Consider the following 12,455-nt stretch of genomic DNA (forward strand, 5'->3'; position numbering starts at 1 on the left):
AAGTTTGAAGCGCGAAGCTTGAAGTACGAAGATACAATAGATTAAAAAGGTTTGCCACCAATGGAGGACTATTTTTTTGGAGAGGGAAGAAGGATGATTGAAGTACGAAGCATGAAGTGGTTAGTGCGTAGTTGGTAGTGGTTAGTGGGTAGTGGGGAGATAAGACGGATTGAAATTGATGTTGAAGTTGAAATTGAATCCGATATTGGGAGAAATTGCCCAGCTACTGGACGGATTGAGAACTGACGAGTTATGAATTGAATAAGCCTACTTCAAACTGGGGGAGAGCAGAAGGAGAAAGCAGTGCCCTTGTTGGATTGGACGATGTTTTGGATGGGGATAATGGTTTTTTTTAAAGGAAAATGTCTTTTTAATTTGTTAAAGTTAGCCTTCCTTAGGTAAGATGCTGATTTTTTTACTAAATTTAGACAACCTAAAAAATGATGCCTATTATTCAAATCTACCTAATATTATAACCTAAACTAAAAAATCATGTCAAGAGCAATGTTTGAGTACACTAAAACTGTGCTTAGCAAAGTCAGTTTTGATACTGCGTTGTTCTGTAGAGAAGTTCAAAAAGCTATTCAACGCTTATTACCTTACGAAATTGAAGAGCTAAAGGTCTTTATCAGATCTTTGATCCTACAGAATCCAGAGTTAAATCAATGTTTAATCTATTTAAAAACTTAAAAGTAAAGCGACCAACCGGTCGCTTTTTTTATTCCCATAAATGGGTTTTGACTGCCCTGAACTTGTCTTAATCGAAAAGGCAAGTTCTTATTTATTTTGATAGTGGACTAATGATTTTTACGTTTTGAAAGGCAATCGCTCCACGAATAATTCCAGATATCACGTCGTGCAGTGCATCAATAATCTGCATTTTCAATTCGCTTTTATGGTAAATAATGCTGACTTCACGCGCTGGCGAAGGCTCTACGAAATGATGGAGGTTGACCTTAAGGCTGTCATTGAGTTCCAGAGTGTGTAAATAGGGGAGTAGGGTCATGCCCAATCCTTCGTTTGAAAGTTTGATCAAAGTTTCTATACTGCCACTTTCCAACTGAAAACTATCTTCGTTCTGATTCTTAAAAGCTTTACATAGATTTATGATCCCATCCCTAAAACAGTGGCCATCTTCAAGCAATAACATGTCGTTGATCTCAAGATCGGACACTTCAATTGATTTCTTGTCAAAAAGACGATGGTGTTCAGGTATGTAGCCTACAAAAGGTTCATAATAGAGTACGCGTTCTTTTATGTTTTCGCTTTCCAAAGGCGTTGCAGCAATGGCGGCATCTAAATGACCCTCTTTAATCCGTAAGATAATTTCATCAGTGGTTAGCTCTTCAATCTTCAGTTTTACCTTAGGAAATTTCTTTATAAATGTTTTTAAAAACATGGGAAGCAGGGTGGGCATAACCGTAGGGATGATTCCAATTCGAAATTCGCCACCAATAAATCCTTTTTGTTGATCAACAATATCCTGGATGCGTTCAGATTCATTGACAATATTTCGTGCTTGCTGGACAATTTTCCGTCCAACTTCAGTGAGTTCTATGGGTTTTTTACTGCGATCAAAAATAAGAACTTCTAACTCTTCTTCTAATTTTTGTATTTGTGTGCTTAATGTGGGTTGCGTAACAAAACATTTTTCGGCCGCTTTGGTGAAGTTTTTATGTTCTGCAATAGCTATAACATAAGTTAATTGCGTAATGGTCATGGTTATTCATTTAAACTATAAAAATATAAAAACTATCTACAAAAACTATTATATATTTGGTTAATTAAAGCATAATTTTTAGTGAACAAAAAGGAAAAATCGTAACTAATCAGTCTAATAGAAAAATTGACACATTTCAAGCCTTCTTTACCCCTCCCTAAAGGGTGAAAGGCTCGAAATGTCCTTGACTCCCTTTAGACCCGATGTAAAACAAGAGTGTCTCAAGCCATTACTGATTAGTTGCGAAAATTATATTGGAGTCAAATCCAATTAGATGAGACCAAAAAAAGTTAAAATATGTAGAGATTTGAGATTTTTTATATAAAAAAAAAGGACTTAATGTCCTCTTTTTTCTTTCAAAGATAATGATGGATTTGCAAATCTACTCTGCGCCCTGAGCCTCTGCGAGAAAAAACGGAGCGCCGACCTGTACATCTATTTAGTTTGTAGACTACGATTTGAATTGAGAAAACCTGATTTTCTTTAGACACAAATAACACTGATTTTCATAGACCATCGTATTGAAATTTGCCTGCCTGTCAGCTGATAGGGAATTTTATCCTTGATGCTTTTGTAATCGCATTAATTCAAACAAATGAACCGCATCTCTACTAAGTGATTGTTGATTTTTTAACCAAGAGCCAAGATCCAAGACCAAGAATCGGGAGAAGTCGAAATATTGTTGGTCATGATTACGTGAATTGTTTTTAGAGTTTGGAGCGGGAAGCTCGAAGCACGAAGAAATGATGGCGTGACTAAGTTGCCTTGAATAGATGCATTGAATTTGCAATTTTATTAACGATTAACGAGTTGCCCGAACGTACCTTCTTAGGTAGGGGCGGGTTGAAGATTGTTGATTTCTGAAATGAACTGAAACCTGCCTGCCCGTCCGCCTGCCCGTCCGTAGTCTTTACGAAGGCGGGTAGCGCAGCGAAGGCGGGAAGGCTGCCAACTGAATACTGAGGACTGCCAACTGAAGACTGAAGACTGAAGACTGAGGACTGCCAACTAAGCCCCGCCAACTTCCTTCAAAGCAATCCCCTTGATTTAATCTCCAAATACTTATTAATGGTATCGATGGTCAGATTCTCCGGCGTGGTTAGAATAGAGTAGATGCCGTACTTTTTTAATTCCTGAACGATCAATCGCTTTTCAAAAGCAAATTTTTCAGCAATAACCTTATCATAGACTTGCTGTATGGTACCCGCTTTTTCGTCAACAATACTGGTGAGCTCCGTATTTTTAAAGAAAATAACAACGATGAGATGGTTCTTTGCGATTGCTTTCAAATAGGCCAATTGCCTATTTAAACTATCTAAAGTTTCGAAATTGGTGTAGAGTAGGATTAGACTGCGTTGCGTGATATTACGCTTAATGTTGGCATACAATCGGCTAAAATCACTTTCATAATAATCGGTTTTTATATTGTAAAGTGATTCCAATATCAAGCGCATTTGGGAACTTCGGCGTTGTGCTACCACAATGTTTTCTACCTTTTTGGAGAAAGAAAGCATTCCGGCTTTGTCGTGTTTTTTTAAGGCGATACTGCTGATGACCAAAGTGGCATTAATGGCATAATCCAATAAGCTCAAACCATCAAAAGGCATTTTCATCACGCGGCCTTTATCGATAATGGAATAGATAGGTTGTGATTTTTCATCCTGAAACTGGTTGATCATCAAGCTGTTTTTCTTAGCCGTCGCTTTCCAGTTAATGGTGCGTAGATCATCACCTAAAACATAATCCTTAATCTGTTCAAACTCCATGGAATGGCCAATCCTCCTGATTTTCTTAACCCCATAATCCTGTAGGTTATTATTAATATTGATCAGTTCAAATTTCCGCAATTGCTTAAAACTCGGATAGGTAGGCACCATGGCTTCATTATCAAAACGAAAACGTTTGGCTACCAGTCCTATTCTCGTTGCTGCGTAAACATTGAGGTTTCCAAAATGATATTCCCCACGCTCCGTTGGCTTGAGGTTATAGCCAATGCGATCTTCTTTATTGGGTTTAACTTTGAGTTTGAGCTCAAAATCCCTTATTTGAAACTGGATTGGAACTTCATCAATAATAGTTAAATAGATAATAAACGGATACTTGTTTTCTACACTGATTTCTACTTGGTTATTATCGCCATTAGAGAATTTATCAGGTAGAATACGATGGGCAACAATTTTATTACTGTTAAAAAACACAATCAATGCATCCAGAAAAAACAGGAGCAATACGACCAGAATGGAGAGTTGGGCAATTCCAAATAAAACAGGAATGAAATAACTGAATACGAACAGTGTTATAATGAAGATTCCACTATAAAAAAAACGAGGCTGTATGTAAAAAGATTTAAACAATTTTAATTTAATTTCGGATTTGTTGCCACTAATTTATCGCCACAAATGAGATTTAGTACCCCTAAGCTTATCTTGATCGAAAATACAATTTCTTATTCATTCTTAGAGGAATTGCCTGAAGGATCTTGATTTTTACATGCCTCGACCATCCATGGTCTCAGCGTTGAGATACCGCCTACCGCCAACTAAAGACCCGCCCGAACGTACCTTTTTATTCTATAATTAGTTCAGACGAGCGGTACGGGCGGGCTGCCTACTGAAGACTGCACACTGAGGACTGCCAACTGAAGACCCGCTTGAACGTACTTTTTTCTTCTTGAATTGGTTCACACGAGTGGTACGGGCGGGCTCAACTGAAGACTGCCAACTGCCAACTAAAATATCTAATTCCTCTCATCACTCTCAATCATCCCATCGCGCAATCTAATAACACGTGCCGCTCTTTTTGCCACATCTTCTTCGTGGGTCACAACGATTACGGTGTTTCCTGCAAGATGAATATCGTCAAATAATTGGAGAATTTCCAACGAGGTTTTAGAATCTAAATTTCCCGTAGGCTCATCGGCAAGAATGATGGAAGGCCTGTTGACTAAAGCACGGCCTACGGCCACACGTTGACGTTGCCCTCCAGAAAGCTCATTCGGTTTATGGTGGATCCTATCGGCCAATCCTACATCGCTCAATACTTCTGTGGCACGCGCTTGACGGTCTGCTTTTGAGGCACCGGCATAGATCATTGGTAACGCTACATTGTCCAATGCTGTGGTTCTTGGTAATAAGTTGAAGGTTTGAAAAACAAAACCGATCTCCTTGTTTCGGATTTCTGCCAATTGATCGTCACTCAACTGACTTACGTCTTGATCGTTGAGAATGTATTTACCGGAAGTAGGGGTGTCCAAACAACCCAATAAATTCATTAAGGTCGATTTCCCAGAACCCGAAGGTCCCATAATGGCGACATAATCGCCGCGTTCTATGTCAAGGTCAATGCCTTTTAAGACATAAACGGTTTCTGATCCTAATTGGAAGTTTCTAACGATGTTTCTAATATGAATGACGTTTCCCATGGGTGTGTTTAAGGTTCAAAGTTCAAGGCTCAAGGTTCAAGGTTCAAAGATGAATAAACAAACTTTGAATATCAAACATGGAATCTTGAATTTTTCGTGTTTGCAAGATAATTGATTTACGATTGGTTTGACGTTCAAATTGCGGAGTTGTTACACTCTAATCTTAAAATGTTCTTTAGCTTGCTCTTGTCTAAAGAAAACCAATCCCCAATGAAACAGGTCTACCGTCACGGTGACCTTCGGATTTTTTTTAATGATTTCCCAGGCTTCCGTCATCCCTTTGGACCAATAAATATCATCAAAAATAAAAACAGAATCATTATGGGCAGTCGGTATTAGTGCCTCAAAATAGCTCAAGGTGGCTTCTTTTGAATGGTGTCCGTCAAAAAATATCAGATCCCATTTTTTTTCTGTGAGTTCTTTAATTTTTGATTTAAAATCCCCTTGAACAGTGGTGATGTGTGATAGATTCTTGTTTGAAAACTGCTGATTGGCAACTTCCAAAATCGCAGGGCAGCCTTCAATAGTCGTGATTTGTGATTTAGGGTTTGCCAAGGCCATGGCGTGTGTACCAATGCCAAGATTGGTGCCGAGTTCTAAAATGGTAGAAGATTCAAAATACCGTACGATCCGAAACAATAATTTGGTGTTTTTTAAGGAGGTGCCCGATGTTTTGGCAATGGCATTGATGGCACGTTCATCAGATTTAAAAACTTTAGACCCCGAACCGAAATCGGTGATGGTGATTTTTTCAGGATTCTGAAGCAACTCTGAACGATAGGTGGCTATGGCTTCATACTCAGCATATTTCGTGCGATAATAAAAACATGCCGTGACCAAATCATATACAAAAGGGGAGTGGACACCGTGTTGGTTTTTTGATTTGAGGAGGAATTTTATGTAGGAGAGGATTTGATGCAAGGTTTAAGAGTTTCTTGTTTCCCGCCTTCGCTTCGCTGCGGACGGGCAGGCCCGCCTTCGCTTCGCTGCGGACGGGCAGGCCCGCCTTCGCTTCGCTACCCGCCTTCGTAAAAACTACGGACGGGCAGGCGGACGGGCAGGCTTTTTCAGGTTTCTATTGTTTCAGGTTTCTATTGTTTCTTGTTTCTATTGTTCTCTGCTTCTGCAAAAGCTGCGGACAAGCAAAAATCTGTCATCAATCATCGGTCATCGATCAAAATTAAATAGAACGCTGATGACGCGGATTTTTGCTGATTTTTCACTGATTTTTAGGGCGAATTAATACTAATAAATAATAAAAATAACAAATAGTTAAGACTCCAACTTTTCCGACAATTCAAACCATCGCGCTTCCTTTGCCTCTAACTCGTCAATTATTTTCTCTAACTGCAATGACAATTTATTGATTTTATCCTGGCTTAAAGTCGTGTCATGAAATTTTTCTTCAAAGGCTTTTTTGTCCAACTCCAAAGATCTGATTTTGCTTTCTAACGATTTTAGTTCCTTTTTCTCATTATAAGAAAGTCTCTTGGCTTCGTTCTTTGTCTGATCCACGGTGCCGGTTTCTGCTTTTGAAATTTCCACAACTGGTGCGGACGCTTCATAATCGCGGTAATCGGAATAGTTGCCAGGGAAATTCTCCACTTCACCTTCGCCCTTAAAAACAAACAAATGATCTACAATCTTATCCATAAAATAACGGTCATGCGATACCACGAGCAAACACCCAGGGAAGTCCAGCAGGAATTCCTCAAGCACGTTTAAGGTCACAATGTCCAAATCGTTGGTAGGCTCATCCAGAATCAGGAAGTTCGGATTTTGAATCAGTACCGTACAGAGGTATAAACGTTTTTGTTCGCCACCACTCAATTTTTCCACAAAGTCATATTGCTTTTTTCTGTCGAATAAAAATCGTTCCAATAATTGTGAGGCACTAATCTGACGTCCTTTGGTCAACGGAAGATAGTCACCAAATTCTCTGATAACTTCAATTACTTTTTGGCCTTCTTTTATTTTGATGCCGCTTTGGGTGTAATACCCAAACTTCACCGTTTCGCCAATGATGACTTTCCCTGCATCTGGGGCGATGGATTCGGTCAACATATTTAAAAAGGTCGATTTTCCAGTCCCATTTTTTCCGATAATCCCAATGCGTTCGCCTCTTTTGAAAACATATTCAAAACCATTCAATATCACCTTATCACCAAATGCTTTTGAGACTTTATGAAATTCAACGATCTTGCTCCCCAAGCGTTCCATATTGATTTCCAGTTGAATCTGATGGTCGTTTCGGCGTTGGTGCGCTTTGGCCTTGATGTCCTGAAAATCGTCTATTCGCGATTTCGATTTGGTGGTCCGTGCTTTTGGTTGGCGGCGCATCCAGTCCAATTCTTTTTTGAAAAGCTGTTTGGCCTTGCCAGTTTCAACAGTTTCATTAGTGACCCGTGCTTCCTTTTGCTCTAAATAATAGGAGTAATTACCTTTATAAGTATAAAGTTTGCCGTGGTCCAACTCGATGATTTCATTACAGACGCGCTCCAAAAAGTACCGGTCGTGAGTGACCATAAACAAGGTCATTTGCGCCTTGGCAAAATATTGTTCCAGCCATTCGATCATTTCCAGGTCGAGGTGGTTAGTAGGTTCATCCAAAATTAAAAGATCAGGTTCGTTGATCAATGCTGTTGCCAGTGCCAAGCGTTTTTTCTGACCACCAGATAAAGTTTTGATCTTTTTGCTGAGGTCTTCCAATTTCAATTGCGACAGGATTTGCTTAAAGCGCAGCTCAAATTCCCAAGCATTATGGCGCTCCATACCCTCAAAAGCCTTTTGGTAGGCCTCGGCGTCCTCTGGATTTAAAAGTGCCTTTTCGTAACTTTCAATGATTTTTAAAATGGGCAAATCGGAATTGAAAATTGTATCTTCTATGGTGAGTTCGTCTTCGAATTGTGGCGATTGGGATAAAAAAGACAAGCGCAGCCCTTTCCTGATCACGACTTGCCCGTTATCGGGTTGATCTGCTCCTGAGATGATATTTAAGATGGAGGTTTTGCCACTTCCATTTTTAGCCACAAAGGCAATTTTATCGTCTTTATGGATACTAAAAGACAAGTCTTCAAATAGCGATACTTCGCCATAAGATTTTGAAATCGATTCAACAGTTAGGTAATTCAAAGTCTATTTTTTTGCAAATAACGGGAATAAATAATAAGGGAGGGTAAATCTTCAGTTTTTAAAGCTTACAAAGAGCTTCTAATTGTGTAAAGTCATTAAATAGAATTCCTAATAAATCAAGCACTTATTATTCTTTGTGACTTAAAAATAAAAAGTAACCCATCCGAACTACTATCATTTGCACGGTCTTAGCCTTTGATTTGCCAATAAACCAAAAAAATCCATAATTGTTTTGATATTCATAGTGATAACTTATATTTGTCAAAACACATGTGACCCTCTATGAAACGATTTTTATTGGTTATGGGATTAATTCTCAGTAGTTTGTTGACGTCCTGTATTCCTCATAAAGATATTGTGTATCTCCAAAATAAGGATATGGCCACGGATACGCTACAGATGATGGTGGAGCAGCAAAAACCATATCGCGTTCAGATCAATGATATTTTGAATATTCGGATTAAGGTTTTGGACCAAGAAAATGTCAGTATTTTCAATCCTATAGGTGAAGGGAACTTGAATGCAAGTGCCTCGGAACGTGCCTACTTTGATGGTTTTACGGTAGATACCCATGGCAGTATCAGAATCCCTGAGCTGGGGTTAATGACGGTGTTAGGGTACACCACTACGGAAATTGAAGAGCTTATAAAAAATAGACTTCTGGAGGAGCAATTCAAGGAAACGGCCAATATGTTTATCACGGTTAAACTTTCTGGATTGCGCTATACCGCTATGGGTGAGGTACGATCCCCTGGGACACAAATACTATTTCAGGAACGGGTCAACATTTTTCAGGCCATTGCCAATGTAGGTGAAGTTGACATTACAGGAGATTTAAAAGATGTTTTGATCATCAGGCAGTACCCGCAAGGGCAACAGATCCATCACTTGGATTTGACAGATATCAATGTCATGAATTCGCCATATTACTATATCCAGCCCAATGATATGATCTATGTTAAGCCACTCAAACAAAAAACTTGGGGTACAGGAACCACGGGCAGGGAGTCCTTGGCTACGATCGTTTCTGTTTTGAGCCTTGTCACCACAACCATCTTATTGCTTACGAGATTCTAATTGATCATGGAAGAACACGACGATTATTCAGAACCAAGAGGCACCTACTTTGATTTTAGGGGCTACTTGTTTAAGGCCCTTCACTTATGGAAATTTGTGCTCCTAAGTGTGGTGTTTGCGTTGATTGTCGCGTATCTTATCAATGTAAGAAAACAAAGCATCTATAAGTTAGATTCGCTGATTTCAGTAGAAACCGATCAAAATCCATTTTTCACGGCCAATACCAGTATTTCTTTCAACTGGGGAGGTGTTTCGGGGAAAGTGGGCAAAGTAATGACCACTGTAAAAACCCGTACCCATAATGAGTTGGTGATGGATTCCTTACAGTATTATATGGAATATCTGCAGGAAGGAAAATATCGTATGGAGGATATTTATAAAAACGCGCCGTTTGTAGTGAAGTTAGATCAATCCAAAGGGCAGATTTTAGGTAACATCATTGGAATCCAATTTATAAATGACACACAATTCGAACTGACTGCCAATTTCGAAAAAGGCGGGTTTACGGCCCAACGCTATTCGGATAAAGCAAAATATAACGACAATTTTAAGGTCGGACCATTCGCGCAGACCTTTAGCTTTGGTGAAGTCATCAATTTACCTTTTTTCAATGGTACGATTACAAAGCGGAATGACGGCAATATCGTGCAGGGTTCAAAATACTATCTGCGATTTTTAAATTTCGATTCGGTAGTCAATCAGTATAAAAACAGTGTGATGATCGCCCCTTTTTCAGGAAGTTCGTCCTCAGTTTTAACCTTATCCTTGGCGGGAAGTAACAAAGCCAAGATTGTGGATTATTTGAATGCGACCACCTCAATTTTAAGCAAGACGGAATTGGAGCGCAAGAACTTATACGCCACCAATACCATAAAATTCATTGACAGTAGTTTGAATGCCGTCAATGACAATCTCAAGGATGTTACGGATGAAATGAATACCTTCAGAAAGAAGAATAAGCTGTTTGATGTCACGGAAGAAATGAATATTGTTTCGGAAAAATTGAGAGCCTTAGACTTAAGCAGGGAAGAAGAACGTACCAAATTAAACTATCTTAATTCGCTCGAAAACTATCTCCGAACAAAGACTGATTATACTCAAATAGCTGCACCAACTTCTGTAGGGATTACTGAGAATAACATATTGTCGAGTGTTGCTAAAATTACTGCATTAGCCATTGAGCGGCAATCAAAAGAGTACACGGTTAAGGAGGGCAATGTTATTTTTAAGGATATTGATCGGCAAATTGATGCCGAAAAGAATGTGCTCTTAGAAACTATTGGCAATACAAAAAAGACGATTGGTATCAATTTGGATGCTATTAATAATAATATGGCGCGTTTTGAAGCGCAGTTGAGCAATCTGCCTGAAGACCAACAGGAGTTTTTGAAAATTCAGCGTAAGATGAACATCAGTCAAGAGGCCTATAATATTTATTTGACTAAACGGGGGGAAGCGGCTATCGTGAAAGCGGCGAATGTATCGGACATCAGCACTATTGACGAAGCCAAGGATATTGGAGGCGGCCGGATTGGTCCCAACAAAAACCTGAATTATATGATGGGTTTGATGTTAGGCTTTTTTATCCCCATGTTCCTCATATTTGTGATCTTCTTACTGGATAATACCATTCACGGTTCGGATGAAGTAGAACGTTTGTCCAGCATTCCAATCTTGGGTTTGATTGGGAAATACAATTATAAAAACAATTTGGTGGTATTTGAAAAGCCGAAATCGGCAGTTTCAGAATCCTTCCGTTCTATTCGTTCAAGTTTACAGTTTATTTATAAAAAGCAAGGTGAAGAGGATGGTGTCGGCAAAACCATCATGATTACGTCCTCGGTGAGTGGTGAAGGAAAAACATTTTGTTCCATTAATATAGCGACAGTTTATGCCTTGTCCGGGAAGAAAACCTTGCTGTTGGGTCTGGATTTGCGAAAACCCAAAATTTTTGATGATTTTAATATTTCGAATGATAAAGGTGTTGTCAATTATTTAATTGGAGACAATACGTTTGATGAGGTTAATTATTCGTCGCATGTTGAAAATTTAGATGTCATTCCGTCGGGGCCAGTACCTCCAAACCCTTCAGAGCTATTAATGGGCGATCGATTGAAGGAGCTCATCGAGTTAGTACGTGGCCGTTATGATATGATTGTACTGGATACGCCACCTTTAGGTTTGGTCACCGACGCTTTAGAATTGACACAATATGCCGATGCCACCCTGTTTATGGTCCGATTGGATTATACCAAAAAAGGGATGTTGGCTTTAATCAACGCCAAATATAAAATGGGTGAGGTCAAGAATATTAGTTTTGTCCTTAACTTCTATAAGCACAAGACCAATCATAATTACGGGTATGGGTACGGGTATGGGTACGGCTACGGCTATGGTTACGGCGTTTATGGCAATGCCTATCACGAAGGAAACGGCAGACGCCCGCTGTTGAGACGCATTAAGCGGTTTTTTAAGAGTATTGGTTGATGGGGGTTTTAAGGATTAGGGATTAGGGATTAGGGATTAGTGGTGAGGTGAGAGGTGAGAGGTGAGAGGTTAGAGGTGAGGAATTAGGGATTAGGCATTAGGAATTAGTAGTGATAAGGTTATGAGATTAACGATTAACGACTAGCCCGAACGTACCTTCTTAGGTAGGGGCGGGTTGAAGATTGTTGATTGTTGATTTTTGAAGATCTTGAATCTTGAATCTTGGCTCAATGGTGTCCGATTAAAATTAAATGTTCCTCTAAAAGCCTGATCAATAAAGGTTCTATGAGAGTTTCTTTGAAATTACTGTCATTTTGAATCTGTTTAGGAGAAACACAAAATTATGCTAATTCCGTCGAGCTTTAAATTTTAAAAGCCACATTTTTAATGTTCTAAGTTTTTTAGTCTTGGTTCTTGATTCTTATAGCGCAGCGGTCTTGGTTCTTATATCGGACGCTACTGAATCTTGAATCTTGGTTCAATGGTGTCCGATTAAAATTAAATGTTCCTCTAAAAGCCTGACCAATAAAGGCTCTATGAGAGTTTCTTTAAAATTACTGTCATTTTGAATCTGTTTAGGAGAAACACAAAATTATGCTAATTCCGTCGAGCTTTTAA

Annotated in this window: 8 protein-coding genes; 3 read left to right on the forward strand and 5 right to left on the reverse strand. The window is 39.2% G+C overall.

Annotated elements, in window-relative coordinates; all coding sequences use genetic code 11:
• The first annotated feature begins 492 nt into the window (after window positions 1-492).
• Complete coding sequence (locus tag J4051_RS04255; RefSeq protein WP_208232613.1) at window positions 493-690, forward strand: hypothetical protein; 198 nt, start codon at window positions 493-495, stop codon at window positions 688-690.
• A 91-nt stretch (window positions 691-781) separates the two neighbouring features.
• Here the strand turns inward: J4051_RS04255 and J4051_RS04260 are convergent, their stop codons facing one another.
• The 5 genes from J4051_RS04260 to J4051_RS04280 all read right to left on the reverse strand — a co-directional run bounded on the left by J4051_RS04260 (window position 782) and on the right by J4051_RS04280 (window position 8,273).
• Window positions 782-1,720 carry a LysR substrate-binding domain-containing protein gene (locus J4051_RS04260; protein ID WP_208232614.1) on the reverse strand — a complete coding sequence of 313 codons (939 nt, stop codon included), beginning with the start codon at window positions 1,718-1,720 and terminating at the stop codon, window positions 782-784.
• A 1,028-nt stretch (window positions 1,721-2,748) separates the two neighbouring features.
• Entirely contained in the window at window positions 2,749-4,074 is a 1,326-nt protein-coding gene (locus tag J4051_RS04265; protein WP_236027212.1) for a DUF58 domain-containing protein, read from the reverse strand.
• A gap of 383 nt (window positions 4,075-4,457) precedes the next feature.
• Window positions 4,458-5,141: an ABC transporter ATP-binding protein gene (locus J4051_RS04270; protein ID WP_208232615.1), complete on the reverse strand. Its 684-nt coding sequence runs from the start codon at window positions 5,139-5,141 to the stop codon at window positions 4,458-4,460.
• 150 nt (window positions 5,142-5,291) lie between these two features.
• Window positions 5,292-6,062, reverse strand: a complete 771-nt coding sequence (locus tag J4051_RS04275; protein ID WP_208232616.1) for an O-methyltransferase — start codon at window positions 6,060-6,062, stop codon at window positions 5,292-5,294.
• A 351-nt stretch (window positions 6,063-6,413) separates the two neighbouring features.
• Window positions 6,414-8,273, reverse strand: a complete 1,860-nt coding sequence (locus J4051_RS04280; protein ID WP_208232617.1) for an ABC-F family ATP-binding cassette domain-containing protein — start codon at window positions 8,271-8,273, stop codon at window positions 6,414-6,416.
• A 282-nt stretch (window positions 8,274-8,555) separates the two neighbouring features.
• Between J4051_RS04280 and J4051_RS04285 the strand changes: the two genes are divergently transcribed.
• Window positions 8,556-9,350: a polysaccharide biosynthesis/export family protein gene (locus tag J4051_RS04285; protein WP_208232618.1), complete on the forward strand. Its 795-nt coding sequence runs from the start codon at window positions 8,556-8,558 to the stop codon at window positions 9,348-9,350.
• A 6-nt stretch (window positions 9,351-9,356) separates the two neighbouring features.
• Window positions 9,357-11,837, forward strand: a complete 2,481-nt coding sequence (locus J4051_RS04290) for an exopolysaccharide transport family protein (RefSeq protein ID WP_208232619.1) — start codon at window positions 9,357-9,359, stop codon at window positions 11,835-11,837.
• Window positions 11,838-12,455 lie beyond the last annotated feature (618 nt).

It is taken from the genome of Gelidibacter pelagius, assembly GCF_017581925.1.
GTDB lineage: Bacteria > Bacteroidota > Bacteroidia > Flavobacteriales > Flavobacteriaceae > Gelidibacter > Gelidibacter pelagius.